We start from the raw sequence: 21,108 nt of genomic DNA, 5'->3' as shown, positions 1-21,108 counted from the left end.
CGAAACCCTTCGTTGAGGCCGTCCGTCTCCGGCCTGGTGGTGCGGACCCTACCCGGGGTCGACCGCCGGCATGCGACGGCAGGCCGTCCGCGCTCCGAGGCGAGGTCGGGGCGCGACCGTCGGCGTGACAGACTTCCGGTGCCGGGAGGCGCCTGCCGACCCGGCGCCGACCCCACCCCGACCCGCCGCTGACTGGGAGTGCCTGCATGTCCGTGCTCGACGACATCGTGGCCGGCGTGCGGGCCGACCTGGCCGAGCGCGAGGCCGCCACGCCCGTGACGGAGCTGCGCGCCGCGCTGGCCGACGCCGACCCGCCGCGCGACCCGATGCCGCACTTCCGCAGCGCAGGCTCCAGCGTCATCGCGGAGGTCAAGCGGCGCAGTCCCAGCAAGGGGGACCTCGCGGAGATCCCCGATCCTGCCGACCTGGCGCGGCGTTACGCGGCCGGGGGAGCCGCGGCGATCAGCGTGCTCACCGAGCAGCGGCGCTTCGGCGGCAGCATCGCCGACCTGCGGGCCGTCCGCGCGGCCGTCGACACCCCGATCCTGCGCAAGGACTTCGTGGTCACCAGCTACCAGGTGGTCGAGGCGCGTGCCGCCGGCGCCGACCTCGTGCTGCTGATCGTCGCGGCCCTCTCGGACGACGACCTGCGCCGGCTCCACGACGAGGCGCGCGAGCTGGGGCTGACCGTGCTCGTCGAGGTCCACGACGAGCCGGAGACCGAGCGCGCGGTCGCGCTCGGGGCCGAGCTGATCGGCGTCAACGCCCGCAACCTCAAGACGCTCGCGATCCACGAGGACACGTTCGGGCGCCTCGCTCCGCTCATCCCCGACGATCGGGTGAAGGTGGCCGAGTCGGGGATCTTCGGACCCGAGGACGTGGCCCGGTTCGTGCGTGAGGGTGCGCGGGCCGTGCTCGTGGGCGAGGCACTGGTGAAGGACGGCGACCCCGAGGGCGCCGTACGACGGATGACAGGAGTCACGCGATGACGACCCCGCCCGAGAGGACGACGAGCTACGACGCGGACGCCCTCGGGTGGTTCGGCGGCCCCGAGCGCGGCTTCGGCGGCCGGTTCATGCCCGAGGCACTCGTCGCGGCGCTCGACGAGCTCACCGCCGCGTGGCAGGACGCGATGGCCGACCCGGCCTTCCTGGCGGACTTCGATGCGATCCTGCGCGACTACGCCGGCATGCCGAGCCCGCTCTACTTCGCCGAGCGGCTCAGCGACAAGGTCGGGGCGCGCATCCTGCTCAAGCGCGAGGACCTCAACCACACCGGTGCCCACAAGATCCGCAACGTCCTCGGCCAGGCGCTGCTGACCAGACGGATGGGCAAGACCCGGGTGATCGCCGAGACCGGCGCCGGGCAGCACGGGGTCGCGAGCGCCACCGCGGCGGCGTACTTCGGCCTCGACTGCACCGTCTACATGGGCTCGGTCGACACCAAGCGCCAGGCCCTCAACGTCGCGCGGATGAACCTGCTCGGCGCCAAGGTCGTCGCGGTCGACTCCGGCAGCGCGACGCTGAAGGACGCGATCAACGAGGCGCTGCGCGACTGGGTCGCCAGCGTGGACCACACCGCCTACCTCTTCGGCACCGCGGCCGGCCCCCACCCGTTCCCGAGCATGGTCCGCGAGTTCTGTCGGGGCATCGGCGACGAGGCGCGCGCCCAGTGCCTGGAGCAGTACGGCGCCCTGCCCGACGCGATCACCGCCTGCGTGGGTGGAGGGTCCAACGCGATCGGGCTCTTCACCGCCTTCCTCGGCGACGAGGACGTCGCGATCTACGGCTTCGAGCCGGGTGGCGAAGGCTTCGAGACCGGCCGCCACGCCGCGACCATCCACGCCGGCGACCGCGGCGTGCTCCATGGGGCCCGGACGTACGTGCTCCAGGACGAGGACGGTCAGACCCAGGAGTCCCACTCGATCTCCGCCGGTCTCGACTACCCGGGCGTCGGACCGCAGCACGCCTACCTGGCCGATGTCGGGCGGGCGACGTACGAGCCGGTGACCGACGCCGAGGCGATGGACGCGATGGCCCTGCTCGCCCGCACCGAGGGCATCATCCCGGCCATCGAGTCCGCCCATGCGCTCGCCGGGGCGCTCCGGCTGGCCCCCGAACGGCAGGGGCAGACGATCCTGGTCAACCTCAGTGGCCGCGGCGACAAGGACATGGAGACCGCGATCTCCTGGTTCGGCCTCGGTGACGCGGACGCCGAGACGGGAGAGGTCCAGTGAGCGTGAGCACCACCTTCGCAACCGCGAGGGCCGAGGGGCGAGCCGCGCTCGTGGGCTACCTGCCCTGTGGCTTCCCCGATGCCGCCGGCGGCGACGCAGCGCTGCTGGCGATGGTCGAGGCCGGCTGTGACGTGATCGAGATCGGGCTGCCCTACAGCGACCCGGTCATGGACGGCCCGACGGTCCAGGCGGCCGCCCAGCAGGCTCTCGACAACGGCTTCCGCACCCGTGACGTGCTGCGGACGGTCGAGGCCGTCGCCGCGACCGGCACGCCCGCGCTCGTGATGACCTACTGGAACCCGGTCGAGCGCTACGGCGTGGAGCGGTTCGCCGCCGACCTGGCGAACGCCGGGGGCGCGGGCCTGATCACCCCCGACATCACGCCCGACGCCGACCCGGCCTGGGAGCAGGCCGCCGACGCGCACGCCCTCGACAAGGTCTACCTCGTCGCGCCCAGCTCCACCGACGAGCGGATCGCGATGACCGTCGCCCACTGCCGCGGCTTCGTCTACGCCACGGCGGTCATGGGGGTCACCGGCGCTCGCGCGACCACCTCCGACCTCGCCGGTCCGCTGGTCGCGCGCACCAAGCGGGCGACCGACCTCCCGGTGGCCGTCGGCCTGGGCATCAGCAACGGCGACCAGGCCGCCGAGGTGGCCGCCAAGGACGGAATCGGCGCCGACGGCGTGATCGTCGGGTCGGCGTTCGTCCGCGCCCTGCTCGACCACCCCGGCGACCTGCGGGCGGGGCTGCGGGCGCTCACCGCGCTGACCGAGGACCTGGCGGCCGGGGTGCGGCGTGCGTGATCGCCTCGGGGTGCTCGCCACGGCGGTGGTCCTGGGCACGCTGCTGACCGCCTGCAGCGGAGGCGGCTCGGACGAGGACGGCGACGGCTACCGCGCCGCCGTGACCCACGACCCCTACGCGGTCGCGGCGACCCCGCTCACCGACACCGACGGCACGCCGTACTCCCTGGCGGACGACACCGACAAGCCACTGACGCTCGTGTTCTTCGGGTACACCAGCTGCCCGGACATCTGCCAGGTCGTGATGGCCAACATCGCCTCGGCGATGACCCGCCTCGACGACGCCGACCGGGAGGACGTCGACGTCGTGTTCGTGACGACCGACCCCAAGGTCGACACCGAGCAGCACCTGCGCGACTACCTCGACCGGTTCGACCCGTCGTTCATCGGTCTGACCGGCACGCTCGACACGATCGCAGCGGTCGGAAAGCCGCTGGCGGTCTACGTCGCCGACGGCGAGCCGCTGCCCAGCGGCGGGCGCGACCTCAACAGCCACAGCACCCAGATCACGGCGATCACCGCAGACGACACCTCGCCGCTGCTCTGGACGCAGGACACGTCGTCGGCCGACCTCGCCGCGGACGTCCACACGTTGCTCGCCGAGGAGGCCGACCGGTGAACCAGCTCCTGGGACACGCCGTGAACCACGTGGTGGCGCTCTCGATCCCGAGCCCGTCGTCGGGGGTGTGGCACCTCGGTCCGCTGCCGATCCGCGGCTACGCGCTGTCGATCATCCTCGGCATCGTCGCGGCGATCTGGATCGGGGAACGGCGCTGGATCGCCCGCGGCGGACGCCCCGGCGAGGTCCAGGACCTGGCGCTGTGGGCGGTGCCGTTCGGGCTGGTCGGCGGCCGGCTCTACCACGTGATGACCGACCACGACCTCTACTTCGGGGCCGGTCGCCAGCCGATCGAGGCCCTCTACGTCTGGAAGGGCGGGCTGGGCGTCTGGGGTGCGATCGCCTTCGGCGCGCTCGGCGTCTACATCGGTGCGCGCAGCAAGGGCATCCGGATGCTCCCGATGCTCGACGCCCTGGCACCGGGCGTCCTGGTCGCCCAGGCGATCGGCCGTTGGGGCAACTGGTTCAACCAGGAGCTGTTCGGCAAGCCGACCGACCTCCCGTGGGGCCTCGAGATCGACGCCGAGCACCGCCCGGTCGGCTACCTCGACGACCCGACGTTCCATCCGACGTTCCTCTATGAGTTCTCCTGGAACCTCCTGGCCTTCGCGTTCGTGCTCTGGGCCGACCGCCGCTTCAAGCTCGGCCACGGCCGGGTGCTTGCGCTCTACGTGATGACCTACACGCTGGGCCGTGGCTGGATCGAGATGCTGCGCATCGACGCCGTGGAGCTCTCCGACGTCGGGGGCCTGCGCTTCAACGTCTGGACCTCGATCGTGCTGTTCGTGGTCGCAGCCGTCTGCTTCGTGGTCAGTGCCCGGCGCCGGCCGGGCCGCGAGGAGCAGGTCTACCGGGACGGCGGGGGCGATCACGAGGACGGCCACGGTGACGGCGACGGTGACGATCACGACGGAGATCACGGGTCGGACGAGGTGGACGAGCAGCCTGCGTCGGGGTGACCCGGTGCTAATCTGTGCATCTCCGCTAGGGCCAATGTCGTCCCCTGCACCTGGCCGGGTCCTCCGGCCTCCACTGCACTGCTGATTCGCCGACGCCCTCCCCGACGACGCCACCACCGGTCGGCGGGGCTGCCGAGGCGCTGAAGACGACGGGAGAATGCCCGGTGCCCTACTCGCACGCATTCCCGCCGCCCCAAGGGCTCTACGACCCCCGCCACGAGCACGACGCGTGTGGCGTGGCGTTCGTGGCAACCCTGACCGGCGTCGCCAGCCACCAGATCATCGAGCAGGGCATCCAGGCCCTGCTGAACCTCGACCACCGCGGCGCCGCGGGCGCCGAGGTCAACTCCGGCGACGGGGCCGGGATCTTGATCCAGGTCCCCGACGCGTTCCTGCGCGAGGTCACCCAGGAGGCGGGCTTCGAGCTGCCGCCCCAGCACGCCTACGCCGTCGGCACCGCCTTCCTCCCCAGCGACGCCGAGGAGGCCGCCAAGACGCGCCAGCGGATCGAGGAGATCGCCGCCGAGGAGGGCCTGGCCGTCCTGGGCTGGCGCGACGTCCCCGTCGACCCCTCCTCCCTCGGCAAGACCGCACAGGGGGTGATGCCGTCGTTCGCCCAGCTCTTCGTCGCCGGCGCCGGCACCCGCGTCACCGGCATGGCGCTCGAGCGCCTGGCCTTCTGCCTGCGCAAGCGCGCCGAGCACGAGACCGACGCCTACTTCCCGTCGCTGTCCTCGCGCACCCTGGTCTACAAGGGCATGCTCACCCCCGCCCAGCTCGACGAGGTCTACCCCGACCTGCGCGACGAGCGGATGACCTCCGCGATGGCGGTCGTTCACTCCCGTTTCTCGACCAACACGTTCCCGAGCTGGCCGCTGTCGCACCCGTTCCGGTTCATCGCCCACAACGGCGAGATCAACACCGTCATGGGCAACCGCAACTGGATGCGCGCCCGCGAGGCGCTGCTGGCCTCCGACGTGATCCCGGGCGACCTGGAGCGGCTGTACCCGATCTGCACGCCGGGCGCCTCCGACTCGGCCTCCTTCGACGAGGTGCTCGAGCTGCTCCACATGGGCGGTCGCTCGCTGCCCCACGCAGTGCTGATGATGATCCCCGAGGCGTGGGAGAACCACGCCGAGATGGACGCCAAGCGGCGCGCGTTCTACGAGTTCCACTCGGCCCTCATGGAGCCGTGGGACGGCCCCGCGTGCGTGGTGTTCACCGACGGCTCCCAGATCGGTGCCGTCCTCGACCGCAACGGGCTGCGCCCCTCCCGCTACTGGGTGACCGACGACGGCCTGGTCGTGCTCGCCTCCGAGGTCGGCGTGCTGGACATCGACCCCGCGAAGGTGGTCCGCAAGGGCCGCCTGCAGCCGGGCCGGATGTTCCTCGTCGACACCGACGAGCACCGCATCATCGAGGACGAGGAGATCAAGGCGGAGCTCGCCGCCGAGAACCCCTACGACGAGTGGCTGCACGCCGGCCTGATCCACCTCGACGACATCCCCGACCGCGAGCACGTCGTGCACACGCACGCCTCGGTGACCCGCCGCCAGCAGGTGTTCGGCTACACCGAGGAGGAGCTGCGGGTCATCTTGACCCCGATGGCCAACTCCGGCGGCGAGCCGCTGGGCTCGATGGGCACCGACACCCCGATCGCCGCGCTCAGCGAGCGGCCCCGGCTGCTGTTCGACTACTTCAGCCAGCTCTTCGCCCAGGTCACGAACCCCCCGCTGGACGCGATCCGCGAGGAGCTCGTGACCTCGTTGGCCGGCACGATCGGTCCGGAGTCCAACCTGCTCGAGCCGGCGCCGGCGTCGTGCCGCATGGTGCAGCTGCCGTTCCCGGTGATCTCCAACGACGACCTGGCCAAGATCCGGCACATCAACCGTGACGGCGACATGCCGGGCTTCATCACCCACGTCGCGCGGGGGCTGTACGACGTCGAGGGCGGCGGCCGCGCGATGGCCGAGCGCATCGACGAGATCTGCGCCGAGGTGTCCGAGGCGATCGCCGGGGGAGCGCGCATCATCGTGCTCTCCGACCGCCACTCGACCGCCGAGCTCGCGCCGATCCCGTCGCTGCTGCTCACCGGCGCGGTCCACCACCACCTCGTGCGCGAGAAGACCCGCACCCAGGTGGGCCTGCTCGTCGAGGCCGGCGACGTGCGCGAGGTCCACCACGTCGCGCTGCTGGTCGGCTACGGCGCGGCCGCGGTCAACCCCTACCTCGCCATGGAGTCCGTCGAGGACCTCGCCCGCGAGGGCTACTACGTCAAGACCGAGCCCGAGAAGGCCGTCGCCAACCTGATCAAGGCGCTCGGCAAGGGCGTCCTCAAGGTGATGTCCAAGATGGGCGTCTCGACGGTCGCGTCGTACACGGGTGCGCAGATCTTCGAGGCCGTCGGCCTCTCCCAGGCGGTCGTCGACCGGTACTTCACCGGCACGGTCTCCAAGCTCGGCGGCATCGAGCTCGACACGATCGCCGAGGAGGTCGCCCGGCGGCACGCCACGGCGTACCCCCGCGGCGGCATCTCGCCGGCCCACCGGGAGCTCGAGATCGGCGGCGAGTACCAATGGCGCCGCAGCGTCAGCGGCGAGGCCGAGCCGCACCTGTTCGACCCCGAGACCGTCTTCCGGCTCCAGCACTCCACCCGCTCGGGGCGCTACGACGTCTTCAAGCAGTACTCCGCCCGCGTCGACGAGCAGGCCAAGCGCCTGATGACGCTGCGCGGTCTGTTCCGCTTCAAGGACGCCGCCGCGACCGGCCGCCAGCCGGTGCCGATCGAGGAGGTCGAGCCGGTCTCCGAGATCGTCAAGCGCTTCTCCACCGGCGCGATGTCCTACGGGTCGATCTCGCAGGAGGCCCACGAGACGCTTGCGATCGCGATGAACCGGCTGGGCGCCAAGTCCAACACCGGTGAGGGCGGCGAGGATCCCGAGCGTCTCTACGACCCCGAGCGGCGCAGCGCGATCAAGCAGGTCGCGTCGGGTCGCTTCGGCGTGACCGCGGAGTACCTCACCAACTCCGACGACATCCAGATCAAGATGGCGCAGGGCGCCAAGCCCGGCGAGGGCGGCCAGCTGCCCGGCAACAAGGTCTACCCCTGGGTCGCCAAGACCCGGCACTCGACGCCGGGCGTGGGGCTGATCAGCCCGCCGCCGCACCACGACATCTACTCGATCGAGGACCTGGCGCAGCTGATCCACGACCTCAAGAACGCCAACCCCGCGGCTCGCGTCCACGTGAAGCTGGTCTCCGAGGTCGGCGTCGGCACGGTCGCGGCGGGCGTCTCCAAGGCGCACGCCGACGTGGTGCTGATCTCCGGCCACGACGGCGGCACGGGTGCCGCGCCGCTCACCTCTCTCAAGCACGCGGGCGGTCCGTGGGAGCTCGGCCTGGCCGAGACCCAGCAGACGCTGATCCTCAACGGCCTGCGCGACCGGATCGTCGTGCAGACCGACGGTCAGCTCAAGACCGGCCGCGACGTGGTGATCGCCGCGCTGCTCGGCGCCGAGGAGTTCGGCTTCGCGTCCGCGCCGCTCGTGGTCTCGGGCTGCATCATGATGCGGGTCTGCCACCTCGACACCTGCCCGGTGGGCGTCGCGACGCAGAACCCGGTCCTCCGCGGTCGCTTCAGCGGCAAGGCCGAGTACGTCGTGAACTTCTTCGAGTACGTCGCCCAGGAGGTCCGCGAGCTGCTGGCCGAGCTGGGCTTCCGCACCCTCGACGAGGCGATCGGCCAGGTCGGCGCGCTCGACGTCGCCGAAGCGGTCGACCACTGGAAGGCCTCCGGCCTCGACCTCACGCCGATCCTGCACCAGCCGGACCGCTCGGCGTTCCCCGACCAGGACCTGCGCTGCACCAAGCAGCAGGACCACGGTCTCGACCGCTCGCTCGACCGGACCGAGCTGCTGCCGCTGGCGCAGCCGGCGCTCGAGTCCGGCGAACCGGTGCGTGCCCAGGTGGCCATCCGCAACGTCAACCGCACGGTCGGCACGATCCTCGGCCACGAGGTGACCAAGCGCTACGGCGGCGCGGGCCTGCCCGACGGCACGATCGACCTCACCTTCGTCGGGTCGGCCGGTCAGTCCTTCGGCGCGTTCGTGCCGAAGGGGATGACGCTGCGGCTCGAGGGCGACGCCAACGACTACGTCGGCAAGGGCCTCTCCGGCGGCCGCATCGTCGTCCGGCCCGACCGGGCCGCGACGTTCGCCGCGAACGAGCAGATCATCGCCGGCAACGTGATCGGCTACGGCGCCACCTCGGGCCAGATCTTCATCCGGGGCGGGGTCGGCGAGCGCTGCTGCGTGCGCAACTCCGGCGCGTGGGTCGTCACCGAGGGCGTCGGCGACCACGGCTGCGAGTACATGACCGGTGGTCGCGTGGCGGTGCTGGGCAAGACCGGGCGCAACTTCGCCGCCGGCATGTCCGGTGGTGTCGCCTGGGTCCTCGACCTCAAGCCCGGCCGGGTCAACCCCGAGCTCGTCGAGCTCGGACCGGTCACCGGAGCAGCGGCCGACGAGCTCGAGCAGATGGTCCGAGCGCACCTCGAGGAGACCGGGTCCACGGTCGCCGAGGAGCTGCTGGCCGACTGGGAGACCGCACTGACGCGGTTCACCGAGATCATGCCCACCGACTACCGCAAGTCGCTCGAGGCCAAGGCGAAGGCCGAGGCCGACGGTCTGGACGAGAACGAGACCGCCCACGCGATGATGGAGGCCCTCCATGGCTGACCCCCGCGGATTCCTCAAGAACGGCCGGGAGGTCGCCCAGCGGCGTCCGGTCGAGGAGCGCGTCCAGGACTGGAACGAGGTCTACCCGGGCTCGGCCGGCCGCGCGCTGCTGCCGATCATCACCGAGCAGGCCGGGCGCTGCATGGACTGCGGCATCCCGTTCTGCCACCAGGGCTGCCCGCTCGGCAACATCATCCCCGAGTGGAACGACCTGGTCTGGCGCGATGACTGGGAGGGCGCGATCGAGCGCCTGCACGCGACCAACAACTTCCCGGACTTCACCGGTCGGTTGTGCCCGGCTCCGTGCGAGACGGCGTGCGTGCTCGGCATCAACCAGGACCCGGTGACGATCAAGAACGTCGAGGTCTCGATCATCGACAAGGCGTGGGACTCCGGCTTCGTCCGGCCCCAGCCGCCGGAGTGGCTCTCGGGCCGCACGGTCGCGGTGATCGGGTCCGGGCCTGCGGGCCTGGCCGCCGCTCAGCAGCTCACGCGCGCCGGTCACACGGTCGCGGTCTACGAGCGCGCCGACAAGATCGGTGGGCTGCTGCGCTACGGCATCCCCGAGTTCAAGATGGAGAAGAAGCACCTCGACAAGCGCCTCGAGCAGATGCGCCGCGAGGGCACGGTGTTCCGCCCGGGCGTGGACGTCGGTGGCGAGCTCACCGGCACCAAGCTGCGCGAGCGCTACGATGCGGTCGTGCTGGCCGTCGGTTCGACGGTCGCCCGCGACCTCGAGGCCCCGGGCCGCGAGCTGCACGGCATCCACCAGGCGATGGAGTTCCTGCCGCAGGCCAACCGGGTCGCGCTCGGCGAGTCGGTCGAGGGTCAGATCACCGCCACCGACAAGCACGTGGTGATCATCGGCGGCGGCGACACCGGTGCCGACTGCCTCGGCACCTCGATCCGCCAGGGCGCCGCGTCGATCACGCAGCTCGAGATCATGCCGGAGCCTCCCGAGTCGCGTCCGGCGGGACAGCCCTGGCCGACGTACCCGATGGTCTTCCGGGTCTCCTCGGCCCACGAGGAGGGCGGTGATCGCGTCTACGCGGTCTCGACCCAGGAGTTCCTCGGCGACGCGGACGGCAACGTCCGGTCGCTGCGGCTCGTGGACGTCCGGTTCGAGAACGGCCGGTTCGTCGAGGTCGAGGGCACGGTCCGGGAGATCCCGGCCGACCTGGTGCTGCTCGCGATGGGCTTCACCGGTCCCGAGAAGCCGGGCCTGGTCGAGCAGCTCGGCGTCGAGCTCGACGAGCGCGGCAACGTGGCGCGTGACGATCGCTACATGACCTCGGTGGACGGCGTGTTCGTGGCCGGCGACGCCGGGCGCGGCCAGTCGCTGATCGTGTGGGCGATCGCCGAGGGCCGGGCGGCCGCCGCCGCTGTCGACACCTACTTGACGGGGTCGACGACGCTCCCGGCGCCGATCCCGCCGACCGCGCGCCCGCTCGTCGTCTGAGCTCGGTCCGAGGGCCTGCGCGGTCGGGACCAACGACCTCAGTTGGTCCCGGCCGCGCAGGTTACCGGGGAGTTTGGTCTTTGAACGATCAAAGTCGCGGTAGGGTGAAGCACGTGCGTAGAGCCAAGATCGTCTGCACCCTCGGCCCCGCGGTGGCCACCCCTCGACGGATCCGTGAGCTGGTGTACGCCGGCATGGACGTGGCCCGTCTCAACATGAGCCACGGCTCGCACGAGGATCACGCCGAGGCCTACCGCCTCGTGCGCGAGGCCTCGGACGCGAGCGGCCACGGGGTCGGCATCTTCGCCGACCTCCAGGGCCCCAAGATCCGGCTCGAGACGTTCCCCGACGGTCCCGTGGTGCTGCACCGCGGCCAGGAGTGGACGATCACCACCCGCGACGTCGCCGGTGACGCGACGATCTGCGGCACGACGTACAAGGGCCTGCCCGGCGACGTGAACGTCGGCGACCCGATCCTCATCGACGACGGCAAGGTCCGGCTGCGGGTGACCGGCGTCGACGACACCGACGTCCACACCGAGGTCCTCGTCGGCGGCAAGGTCAGCAACAACAAGGGCATCAACCTGCCCGGTGTCGCCGTGTCGGTCCCGGCGCTGTCGGAGAAGGACATCGAGGACCTGCGCTTCGCGCTGCACCTCACGGTGGACTTCATCGCGCTGAGCTTCGTCCGTGACGCCAAGGACGCCGACGACGTGCGGCGGATCATGGACGAGGAGGGCGTGCACCTCCCGGTCATCGCCAAGATCGAGAAGCCGCAGGCGATCGAGAACCTCGACGAGGTCATCGCCGCGTTCGACGGCTTCATGGTCGCCCGCGGCGACCTGGGCGTGGAGTGCCCGCTCGAGGACGTGCCGTTCCTGCAGAAGCGCATCGTCGAGAAGGCCCGCCTCAACGCCAAGCCCGTCATCGTCGCGACGCAGATGCTCGAGTCGATGATCAGCAACCCAGCTCCGACCCGCGCCGAGGCGTCCGACGTCGCGAACGCCGTGCTCGACGGCGCCGACGCGGTGATGCTCTCCGGCGAGACGAGCGTGGGGGAGTACCCCGTCCACACCGTCGAGACGATGGCCCGCATCATCGCCGCGACCGAGGCGCACGCGCTGCAGCAGGACGTGCAGCTCGCGGCCCGCGCCGCGCTCGCCGAGATCGACTGGGACCCGCACACCACCGGCGGCGTGATCGCCAAGGCGGCCGAGGAGGTCGCCGAGCGGGTCGGCGCGAAGTACGTCGTCGCGTTCACCCAGAGCGGTGACTCGGCCCGCCGGATGTCGCGGCTGCGCGGCCCGGTCCCGATCCTCGCGTTCACGCCGGTCGCCTCCACCCGCTCGCAGCTCGCGATGAGCTGGGGTGTCGAGACCTTCAAGACCACGCCGGTCGAGCACACCGACGAGATGGTCCGCCAGGTCGACGACCAGCTGCTGCAGATCGGCCGGGTCCGCGAGGGCGACCTCGTCGTGATCATCGCCGGAGCGCCTCCGGGCATCCCCGGCTCCACCAACGCCCTGCGGGTGCACCGGATGGGCGACGCCCTCAACGGCGTCGCGCCGGCCTACCGCCGGCGCTGAGACCAGGCTGAGTCACCGCTTCATCCCGATCAGCGTGTCGAGCCGGGCCACCGCCGCCCGGGTCGACACGCTGATCGTCTTTGCGTTGGACTGCCGGCAGTCTCAGGTCGCGTGCACCTGACGTATCTGTCGCCCTCCGGGCGAGATGGCGACATCTGCGTCAGGTGCGCGAGCGCCTTGCACACACGGTGCCCCGGGTGGGATTCGAACCCACACTGAATGGTGTTTGAGACCATCGCCTCTGCCGTTGGGCTACCGGGGCCTCAGGCTCGAGAAACCCTATCGAACGCAGCACGCTCCTGCCCGATAGCCTGTCCTCCGTGACGCAGACCGACCAGCAGGCGCCGCGGCGCGTCGTCATCGCCGAGGACGAGGTGCTCATCCGCATGGACCTCGCCGAGATGCTCGGCGAGGAGGGCTACGACGTGGTCGGCCAGGCGGGGGACGGGCAGAAGGCCATCGAGCTCGCGGAGGAGCTGCGACCCGACCTGGTGATCCTCGACGTCAAGATGCCGGTGCTGGACGGCATCGCCGCCGCCGAGCGCATCGCGGGCGCCCGGATCGCCCCCGTCGTGATCCTCACCGCGTTCTCCCAGCGCGAGCTGGTCGAGCGGGCGCGCGACGCCGGCGCGATGGCCTACCTCGTCAAGCCGTTCTCCAAGTCCGACCTGGTGCCGGCGATCGAGATGGCGGTGAGCCGGTTCGCGGAGCTCTCGCTGCTGGAGTCCGAGGTCGCCGACCTGACCGAGCGGCTCGAGACGCGCAAGGCGGTCGACCGGGCCAAGGGGGTCCTGCAGCAGCAGCTGAGCCTCTCGGAGCCCGACGCGTTCCGGTGGATCCAGAAGACCGCGATGGACCTGCGCCTCTCGATGCGCCAGGTCGCGGAGGGTGTCATCACACACGGGCCCGGCATCGCCGGATGACACGCGGACGGCCGGGTGAAGAAGCCCGAAGTGTCTACTCTGGTAGATCACGAAATGGCAACGACAGGGTACAAAGTCCTGGTCATCCCGTGTTGGTCCCGAGATCGGCGCTAGTTTCCCTCCATCGAGAGTCGATCTCCGGCGCTGCGGCACGCGGCCCGGGGGACAGCTAGTCCAACGGAGGCTTCATGATTCGCTCCAGCCGCGCCCGCCGCGTTGCCATCACGCTTGCGGCGTCCGCACTCGTCCTCACTGCTTGCGGCAGCGACAGCGACGGTGGCAGTGACAAGACCAACGACGCCGCCAGCGGCGACGGGGGCACCAGCGAGCTCTGCGGGAAGAACCTCGCGTTCCTCGGTGCTCTCACCGGCGACGCCGGTGCGCTCGGCCAGAACATGGTCGGCGGCATCGAGCTGGCGCTGAAGGAGTACAACGACAAGAACGCCGACTGCCAGATCGGTCTGAAGAAGTTCGACTCCCAGGGCAGCCCTGACACCGCCCCCGGCCTCGCCACCCAGATCGTCAACGACGACACGATCTTCGGTCTGATCGGCCCCGGCTTCTCCGGCGAGTCGCTCGCGACCGGCAAGACCTTCTTCGAGGCCGGCCTGCCGTCGATCTCCCCGTCGGCCACCAACGTCACCATCACCCAGCAGGGCTGGACCACGTGGCACCGGGTCATCGGCAACGACGACGCCCAGGGCACCGCCGACGCCAAGTACCTCACCGACAACGGTGCGGCCAAGGTCTTCGTCATCGACGACGGCCAGGACTACAGCAAGGGCCTGGCCGGCACGGTCAAGGAGGCGCTGGGCGACGCCCTCGTCGACTCCGACCAGATCTCGGTCGGCCAGACCGACATGTCGGCGGTCGTCACCAAGGTCCAGGCCTCGGGCGCGGACGCGGTCTTCTACGGTGGCTACTACACCGAGGCCGGCCTGCTCGCCAAGGCGCTGCGCCAGGGCGGCTTCAAGGGCACGTTCATGTCGGGTGACGGCTCGGAGGACCCGAACTTCGTCAAGGTCGCCGGTGCTGCCGCGGCCGAGGGCGCGGTCCTGTCGGCTCCCGCGGGCCCGCCGCCGGCCGACTTCGGCGCCACCGGTCTCTACGCCACCCAGTCCTACGACGCGGCGAACATCTTCCTCGCGGCGCTCGATGACGGCGCGTCGTCGCCGGAGGAGATCAACGACTTCATCGGCAGCTACTCCGGTGACGGCGTGAGTGGCCCGATCGCGTTCGACGAGAACGGCGACATCACCGAGTCGAAGATCTACGCCTACTTCGTCAAGGACGGCAAGCTCGACGTCGACAACCCGCAGGCGATCGAGTGACATCTGTCAGCTGAATCAGTGGCATAGGCTGCGGCCGGAGGGGACCCCCCTCCGGCCGCAGTCGAATCAGACCGACAGAGGAGACCCCTTGGACCTCGGCGCGCTTTTCGGCAGCTTCGACAACTTCCTCAGCTTCACCATCGGCGGGTTGGTGTTCGGGGCGATCTACGCGCTCATCGCGCTGGGCTACACGATGGTCTACGGCGTCTTGCAGCTCATCAACTTCGCTCACTCCGAGGTCTTCATGTACGGCACCTTCGCCGTGGCGTGGACCTTCATCTTCCTGCACGGCACCGAGTCGGCGAGCTGGAGCCTCGGGAAGGCACTACCCATACTCCTCGTCGCGCTCGTCGCCGCCATGGTGATGTCCGCGGCCATCGCTCTGCTGATCGAACGGTTCGCCTACCGACCGCTGATCAAGAAGGGCGCCCCCAAGCTCATCGCGCTGATCTCCGCGATCGGCGCCTCGTTCGCCCTCGCCGAGGCCATGGGGCTGCGTGACCGCTTCGCGGGCTGGGTCGGCCTGAAGGACGACCTCGCCGACTATGTCGCGCCGGACAAGGCGCGAGATGTCTTCTCCAACCCGGTCACGATCGAGCCCCACAAGCTCTTCGAGCTCGGTGGCTACGGCGTGACCGACGTCGACCTGGTGATCATCGCGGCGGCGCTGCTGATGATGGTCGGCCTCGACCAGCTGATCCGACGCACCCGCTTGGGTCGCGGCATCCGGGCGACCGCTCAGGACCCCGAGTCTGCTGCGCTCATGGGTGTGAACTCCACCCGCGTCGTGCAGCTGACCTTCCTCATCGGCGGCCTGATGGCAGGCGCCGCGGCGACGCTGTACATGATGAAGATCGGGTCGACCCGCCAGAACGCCGGCTTCATCCTCGGCGTCAAGGCGTTCACCGCGGCCGTCATGGGCGGGATCGGGAACCTCCGCGGCGCTCTGCTCGGTGGGTTGGTGCTCGGTGTGATGGAGAACTGGGGAGCCGCGGTGTTCGGTTCGGAGTGGAGGGACGTGGTGGCGTTCGTGCTGCTGGTCCTGATCCTCCTCGTCCGGCCGTCCGGCATCCTCGGTGAGTCCCTCGGAAAGGCGCGTGCGTGATGACCGGTCGCCTGAACCTCGCTGGCCGCTGGGACGCGGTCGTCGACCGCTACAACGCCCAGCCGAAGGTCGCCAAGGTCTTGTGGGTGACGTTGTTCGTGGTCTTCGTCTACGCGCTGCCGCTCCTGCGGCCGCCGATCCTGACCACCAACAGCATCGACTTCGGTGGCGTGATGTTCCGCGTCATCGCCTTCGCGCTCGTCGCCCTCGGACTGAACATCGTGATCGGCTACGCCGGGCTGCTCGACCTCGGGTACGTCGGTTTCTACTGTGTGGGTGCCTACACCACCGGTGTGCTCACGATCTACCACGGCAGCTGGCCGTTCTTCCTCGTCCTGCCCGTCGCGATCGCGGTCACCATGCTCACCGGCGTACTGCTGGGAGCACCGACGCTGCGCGTGCGCGGCGACTACCTCGCCATCGTGACGCTCGGCTTCGGCGAGATCATCCGCATCTGCGTCACCAACATCGAGTGGGTCGGCGCCGCGGCCGGTATCAAGAACATCCCCCACCCGACGGGGATCGGCGCCGAGCCGAAGCCGCCGTTCGACGCAGGCGGTCTCTTCGAGGTCCCGCGCCTCACGTGGGAGGGCTTCGTTCCCTCGATCGACAACGATCACAAGACCGCGTTCTTGGCCTTCGGGTCGCGCGACGCCATCCCGTACTACTGGCTGATCCTCACCACCTTGATCCTGGTCCTCCTCGGGGATCGGATGATCAAGGCCAGCCGCGTCGGTCGCGCCTGGGAGGCGACCCGCGAGGACGAGGACGCCGCCGAGCTCATGGGCGTGCCGACGTTCAAGTACAAGCTGATGGCCTTCGCCCTCGGTGCGGCGATCGGCGGCCTCTCCGGGTCGTTCTACGCCAGCAGCCAGAGCGGCTACATCAACCCGCAGAGCTTCCCGCTGCTGCTCTCGATGCTCTTCGTGGCGGCCGTGATCGTCGGCGGGTCCGGCAACCGCTGGGGCGCGATCGCCGGCGGTGCGCTCGTCGCCTACCTGCCCGAGCGGTTCCGTGACTTCGCCGACTATCGCATGCTGTTCTTCGGCCTCGCGCTGACGATCCTGGCCGTGTGGCGCCCTGAGGGACTGTTGCCACCACGCCGGGCCAGGCGGGCGAAGGCGGCCGAGGAGGAGATCGAGGCGTTGGAGGACGGCGAGCTGGAAGGGGCCCACGATGCCTGAGGCGAAGGCACTGCTCGAGGTCGACAACGCCACCTTGCGGTTCGGGGGCCTCACCGCTCTCAACGAGGTGAGCTTCGACATCAAGGAGGGCGAGATCCTCGGCCTGATCGGACCGAACGGCGCCGGCAAGACGACCTGCTTCAACGCGATGACCGGCGTCTACCAGCTGACCTCCGGTGAGATCCGCTTCGACGGCGGGTCGCTGGCGAAGCTGAAGCGTCACAACATCACCAAGCTGGGCATGGCCCGCACGTTCCAGAACATCCGCCTGTTCAAGGCGATGACGGTGCTCGAGAACGTGATGGTCGGTGCCGACGCGCACAGCAAGGTCGGCTTCTGGGAGGCGCTGTTCCGGTTGCCGCGCCACCGGCGCACGGAGAGCGCTTCGCTCGCGCGGGCGAAGGAGCTGCTCGACCTGGTCGGCATCACCGCCCGGCACGACGAGCTCGCCAGCAACCTGTCGTACGGCGACCAGCGCCGTCTCGAGATCGCGCGTGCGATGGCGACCAATCCCAAGCTGCTCTGCCTCGACGAGCCGGCCGCGGGGTTCAACCCGGCCGAGAAGCAACGGCTGATGGAGCTGATCCGCAAGGTCCGCGACCGGGGCGTCACGGTGCTGCTGATCGAGCACGACATGCGGCTGGTCATGGGCGTCACCGACCGGATCGTGGTGCTGGAGTTCGGGCGCAAGATCGCCGAGGGCACCCCGGCCGAGATCCGTGACAACCCCGCGGTGATCGCCGCCTACCTGGGAGTGGACGAAGAAGATGCTTCTTGAGGTCGAGGGCCTGTGCGTCAACTACGGGCACATCGAGGCGATCCGCGACATCAGCTTCGGCGTCGAGGAGGGCACGGTCACCACGCTGATCGGCGCCAACGGCGCGGGCAAGACCACGACGCTGAAGACCCTGTCGGGGCTGCGCAAGGTCCGCGCGGGCAAGGTGATCTTCGAGGGCAAGGACATCACCCATCTGCCGGCGCATGAGCGGGTCAAGATGGGACTGAGCCAGTCTCCGGAGGGGCGCGGCATCTTCCCCGGCATGACGGTCCGCGAGAACCTCTTCATGGGCGCGTACACCCGGCGGGACAAGCCCGAGATGGCGGTGGACTTCGATCGGGTGATGGGGCTGTTCCCGCGGCTCGAGGAGCGCATCGACCAGGTCGCCGGCACCATGTCGGGTGGCGAGCAGCAGATGCTGGCCATGGGTCGCGCGCTGATGGCCCGCCCGCGCGTGGTGCTGCTCGACGAGCCGTCGATGGGTCTGGCTCCCAAGCTGATCGCGCAGATCTTCTCGATCATCACCGAGATCAACGAGCAGGGGACCACGGTGCTGCTCGTCGAGCAGAACGCCGCCCAGGCGCTCAAGCGCGCGCACACCGCGCACGTGCTCGAGACCGGTGAGATCGTGCGCTCGGGTACGGGCGCCGAGCTCGCCGGCGACGACTCGGTCAAGGCGGCCTACCTCGGCGGGGACATCTGAGCCGGCCGCGTCAGCGGCGAGCTGACGCGGCCGGATCCTCTTCTCTCAGAGCACCTTCGAGAGGAACGCCTGGGTGCGCTGGTGCTGGGGGTCGCCGAGCACCTGGTGCGGGTCGCCCTCCTCGACGATCACGCCGCCGTCCATGAAGACCAGGTTGTCGCCGACCTCGCGGGCGAAGCCCATCTCGTGGGTGACGACCATCATCGTCATGCCCTCCGAGGCGAGGTCGCGCATGACCGCCAGCACGTCCCCGACGAGCTCGGGGTCCAGCGCCGAGGTCGGCTCGTCGAAGAGCATCATGTCGGGGTCCATCGAGAGCGCCCGCGCGATCGCGACCCGCTGCTGCTGGCCACCGGACAGGTGGGCGGGGTAGACGTTCTCGCGGTCCGCGAGTCCGACCTTGGCCAGGTTGCGACGAGCGACCTCGACGGCCTCGGCCTTGGACCGACCCTTGACCCGGCGCTGGGCGACGCAGAGGTTCTTCAGCACGTTCATGTGCGGGAACAGGTTGAACTGCTGGAAGACCATGCCGATGCGCGAGCGCACCGCGTCGAGGTCGACCTCGGGGTCGGTGATGTCGATGCCCTCGACGAGGATCTTGCCGGAGGTGGGCTCCTCGAGGCGGTTCACGCAGCGCAGCAGCGTCGACTTGCCGGAGCCCGACGGACCGATCACGCAGACCACCTGGCTCTGGTCGACGTGGAAGTCGATGCCCTTGAGCACCTCGTGCTCGCCGAAGGACTTGTGCAGGTCCGAGACCTGGATCGCCGGCGTGGTCATCGGGGAGGTGCTCATCGGGACGCCCTCTGCTGTCGTCGCTCGAGGAAGGCCACGAGCTGGCTGGCGGGGATCGAGATCACCAGGTAGACGAGCGCGATCGCCAGCAGGGGACTCGCGTTGGAGTAGTTCACGAGACCCTGCTGACCGAACGACGTGAGCTCCACCTGGTCGGCTTGCATGCCCACGAATGTCAGGAGCGAGGTGTCCTTGACCAGCAGGATGAACTCGTTGGTCAGCGGCGGGATCACGATCCGGATCGCCTGGGGGAGCACGACGGTCAGCATCGTCCAGAACCCGTTCATGCCCAGCGACTGGGCGGCCTCGCGCTGTCCCTTGGGCACGGCCTGGATACCGGCCCGCAGGGTCTCGGCCATGTAGGCCCCCGACACCATGATCAGAGCGATCAGGCCCGCCCCGATCGTCCCGCCGGGAGGCGTCCACCCGAAAGCGAGCGGGACGCCGAGCGCCATGAAGATGATCACGACGAGCGCGGGCAGGCCCCGGAAGAACTCGATGTAGCCGGTGGCCAACCACCGGTAGAGCCGCAGCGGCGAGAGCCGCATCAGCGCCAGTACGAGGGCGAGCGCGATGCCGCCGGCGAACGCGATCACCGTGTACTTCACGGTGTTCTTGGCCGCGATGAGGACGATGTCCGGCCACATCCCACGCCAGGTCTCGCCGTCGAGGAAGTTCTTCGAGATCGCTTCCCGATCCGCCGTCGTCACCAGGACGACGATGGCGGCGAGCAGGACGACGTACGCGCCGCCGTCCCGCAGCCGCCGCCTCGTGGTTCGCTTCAGCGTCACTGGTCAGTGGCGAAGTAGGTGTCGTAGATCTTCTGGTAGTCCCCGTCGTCCTTCATCGTGGTCAGTGCCTCGTTGACGGCGTCGATCAGGGCGGTGTTGTCCTTCTTCATCGCCAGGCCGTAGCTCTCGCCGGTGTCGTAGGTCTCGACGACCTTGAACTCGCCGGCGGCCTTCGGGTCGTTCTGGTGGTCCAGGTTGACCGGGAGGTCCTGGAGCAGGGCCTCGACCTGGCCGGCCTTGATCGCGGCGTACATCTCGCCGTCGCTCGGGAAGACCACGATCTCGGCGCCCGATGCGTTCTCGTTGGCGTAGGCCTCGCCGGTCGTGCCCTTCTGGACACCCACCTTCACGCCGTCGAGGTCGTCGATGGAGGCGATGCTCGAGTCGGCGGGCACCAGCAGCGACTGCTCGGAGTCGTAGTAGCCGTCGCTGAAGCCCAGCTTCTGCTCGCGCTCGGGGGTGATCGTCATCGCGCTGGCGGCCATGTCGCACTGGCCCGAGGCGAGCGCGAGACCGCTCTGCAGCGCGTTGAAGTCGGAGTCCTTGATCTGGACCTTCAGGTCGAGCTGCTCGGCGATCGCGTTGACGATGTCGACGTCGAAGCCCTTGAAGCCGGTCTCGGAGGTCTTGTCGAAGTCCTCGAACGGCGGGTAGGGCACGTCGGAGCAGACGGTGAGCGTGCCGTCGGAGATGAGGTTCAGGTCCGGCGCCTCGCTCGAGCCGGTGTTGTCCGAGGCCTTGCCGTCGGAACCACTGTCGGAACCGCAGGCCGAGGCGGTCAGGGCGAGGGCGGACAGGACGGCGGCGGCCAGCGTGGCGCGAGGGGTCAGGCGAATCAGCATGGGTGCACCATAGTGGTGCGCAGGCAGCGATAGGTCACGGAACGGTCTCGGCCCGGAATGCTTAACGCAGCGCTGCCACGACCTGCACCAGCAGCGGCGCGACCAGCAGCGCCGGGAGCAGGTCGGCGACCGGGATCTCGCGGATCCGGAGAAGACGCAGCGCGACACCGACGAGCAGCAGCCCGCCGGCGGCCGTGATGGCCGCCAGGTGGGCGTCGGGCAGGACGTCGCCCAGGGCGAGGCCGAGGAGCGTGA

At 69.8% G+C, this 21,108-nt stretch carries 18 protein-coding genes and 1 tRNA gene; 14 read left to right on the top strand and 5 right to left on the bottom strand.

Features of this window, described 5'->3' with window-relative positions; all coding sequences use genetic code 11:
- Positions 1 to 206 precede the first annotated feature (206 nt).
- The 8 genes from trpC to pyk all read left to right on the top strand — a co-directional run bounded on the left by trpC (position 207) and on the right by pyk (position 12,401).
- Positions 207 to 989, top strand: coding sequence for an indole-3-glycerol phosphate synthase TrpC (gene trpC, locus Q0L15_RS20510; RefSeq protein WP_296606525.1), 783 nt, complete (start codon positions 207 to 209; stop codon positions 987 to 989).
- On the top strand, positions 986 to 2,236 hold the full coding sequence (trpB, locus tag Q0L15_RS20505) for a tryptophan synthase subunit beta (RefSeq protein ID WP_296606524.1): 1,251 nt from the start codon (positions 986 to 988) through the stop codon (positions 2,234 to 2,236). Before trpC ends, trpB begins: the two co-directional genes overlap by 4 nt.
- Positions 2,233 to 3,042, top strand: a complete 810-nt coding sequence (trpA, locus tag Q0L15_RS20500) for a tryptophan synthase subunit alpha (protein ID WP_296606522.1) — start codon at positions 2,233 to 2,235, stop codon at positions 3,040 to 3,042. The genes trpB and trpA overlap by 4 nt, the downstream gene beginning before the upstream one ends.
- Positions 3,035 to 3,661, top strand: coding sequence for an SCO family protein (locus Q0L15_RS20495; RefSeq protein WP_296606520.1), 627 nt, complete (start codon positions 3,035 to 3,037; stop codon positions 3,659 to 3,661). The genes trpA and Q0L15_RS20495 overlap by 8 nt, the downstream gene beginning before the upstream one ends.
- Complete coding sequence (gene lgt / locus Q0L15_RS20490) at positions 3,658 to 4,620, top strand: prolipoprotein diacylglyceryl transferase (protein WP_296606518.1); 963 nt, start codon at positions 3,658 to 3,660, stop codon at positions 4,618 to 4,620. Before Q0L15_RS20495 ends, lgt begins: the two co-directional genes overlap by 4 nt.
- Positions 4,621 to 4,784: 164 nt before the next feature.
- Complete coding sequence (gene gltB / locus Q0L15_RS20485) at positions 4,785 to 9,356, top strand: glutamate synthase large subunit (protein WP_296606517.1); 4,572 nt, start codon at positions 4,785 to 4,787, stop codon at positions 9,354 to 9,356.
- Complete coding sequence (locus tag Q0L15_RS20480) at positions 9,349 to 10,815, top strand: glutamate synthase subunit beta (RefSeq protein ID WP_296606515.1); 1,467 nt, start codon at positions 9,349 to 9,351, stop codon at positions 10,813 to 10,815. Before gltB ends, Q0L15_RS20480 begins: the two co-directional genes overlap by 8 nt.
- Positions 10,816 to 10,928: 113 nt before the next feature.
- Positions 10,929 to 12,401, top strand: coding sequence for a pyruvate kinase (pyk, locus tag Q0L15_RS20475; protein WP_296606514.1), 1,473 nt, complete (start codon positions 10,929 to 10,931; stop codon positions 12,399 to 12,401).
- A gap of 189 nt (positions 12,402 to 12,590) precedes the next feature.
- Here pyk and Q0L15_RS20470 read toward each other — a convergent pair.
- Positions 12,591 to 12,663, bottom strand: a tRNA-Leu gene (locus Q0L15_RS20470).
- 58 nt (positions 12,664 to 12,721) lie between these two features.
- Here Q0L15_RS20470 and Q0L15_RS20465 point away from each other — a divergent pair.
- The 6 genes from Q0L15_RS20465 (at position 12,722) to Q0L15_RS20440 (ending at position 18,425) form a co-directional block, all read left to right on the top strand.
- Complete coding sequence (locus Q0L15_RS20465) at positions 12,722 to 13,324, top strand: response regulator (RefSeq protein ID WP_296606512.1); 603 nt, start codon at positions 12,722 to 12,724, stop codon at positions 13,322 to 13,324.
- Between the two features lie 188 nt (positions 13,325 to 13,512).
- The gene (locus Q0L15_RS20460) at positions 13,513 to 14,655 is read left to right on the top strand and encodes a branched-chain amino acid ABC transporter substrate-binding protein (RefSeq protein WP_296606511.1); all 1,143 of its coding nucleotides are present in this window, start codon (positions 13,513 to 13,515) and stop codon (positions 14,653 to 14,655) included.
- 88 nt (positions 14,656 to 14,743) lie between these two features.
- Entirely contained in the window at positions 14,744 to 15,760 is a 1,017-nt protein-coding gene (locus Q0L15_RS20455; protein WP_296606509.1) for a branched-chain amino acid ABC transporter permease, read from the top strand.
- Positions 15,760 to 16,944: a branched-chain amino acid ABC transporter permease gene (locus Q0L15_RS20450; RefSeq protein ID WP_296606508.1), complete on the top strand. Its 1,185-nt coding sequence runs from the start codon at positions 15,760 to 15,762 to the stop codon at positions 16,942 to 16,944. The genes Q0L15_RS20455 and Q0L15_RS20450 overlap by 1 nt, the downstream gene beginning before the upstream one ends.
- The gene (locus tag Q0L15_RS20445; protein ID WP_296606506.1) at positions 16,937 to 17,722 is read left to right on the top strand and encodes an ABC transporter ATP-binding protein; all 786 of its coding nucleotides are present in this window, start codon (positions 16,937 to 16,939) and stop codon (positions 17,720 to 17,722) included. The genes Q0L15_RS20450 and Q0L15_RS20445 overlap by 8 nt, the downstream gene beginning before the upstream one ends.
- On the top strand, positions 17,712 to 18,425 hold the full coding sequence (locus tag Q0L15_RS20440; RefSeq protein WP_296606505.1) for an ABC transporter ATP-binding protein: 714 nt from the start codon (positions 17,712 to 17,714) through the stop codon (positions 18,423 to 18,425). Before Q0L15_RS20445 ends, Q0L15_RS20440 begins: the two co-directional genes overlap by 11 nt.
- Positions 18,426 to 18,470: 45 nt before the next feature.
- On the opposite strand, the gene Q0L15_RS20435 is transcribed toward Q0L15_RS20440, so the two are convergent.
- The 4 genes from Q0L15_RS20435 to Q0L15_RS20420 form a co-directional block, all read right to left on the bottom strand.
- Positions 18,471 to 19,220: an amino acid ABC transporter ATP-binding protein gene (locus tag Q0L15_RS20435; protein ID WP_296606503.1), complete on the bottom strand. Its 750-nt coding sequence runs from the start codon at positions 19,218 to 19,220 to the stop codon at positions 18,471 to 18,473.
- Positions 19,217 to 20,011 carry an amino acid ABC transporter permease gene (locus tag Q0L15_RS20430; RefSeq protein WP_296606502.1) on the bottom strand — a complete coding sequence of 265 codons (795 nt, stop codon included), beginning with the start codon at positions 20,009 to 20,011 and terminating at the stop codon, positions 19,217 to 19,219. Before Q0L15_RS20430 ends, Q0L15_RS20435 begins: the two co-directional genes overlap by 4 nt.
- Positions 20,008 to 20,853 carry an ABC transporter substrate-binding protein gene (locus Q0L15_RS20425; RefSeq protein ID WP_296606500.1) on the bottom strand — a complete coding sequence of 282 codons (846 nt, stop codon included), beginning with the start codon at positions 20,851 to 20,853 and terminating at the stop codon, positions 20,008 to 20,010. The genes Q0L15_RS20430 and Q0L15_RS20425 overlap by 4 nt, the downstream gene beginning before the upstream one ends.
- Before the next feature lie 61 nt (positions 20,854 to 20,914).
- On the bottom strand, positions 20,915 to 21,108 hold a 194-nt coding region (locus tag Q0L15_RS20420; protein ID WP_296606498.1), incomplete at its 5' end, for a DUF554 family protein.

Source organism: Nocardioides sp. (assembly GCF_024509035.1).
Taxonomy (GTDB): Bacteria; Actinomycetota; Actinomycetes; order Propionibacteriales; family Nocardioidaceae; genus Nocardioides.
Note: the sequence above shows the minus strand (reverse complement) of the source record. Positions and strands in the feature narration are given on the sequence as shown.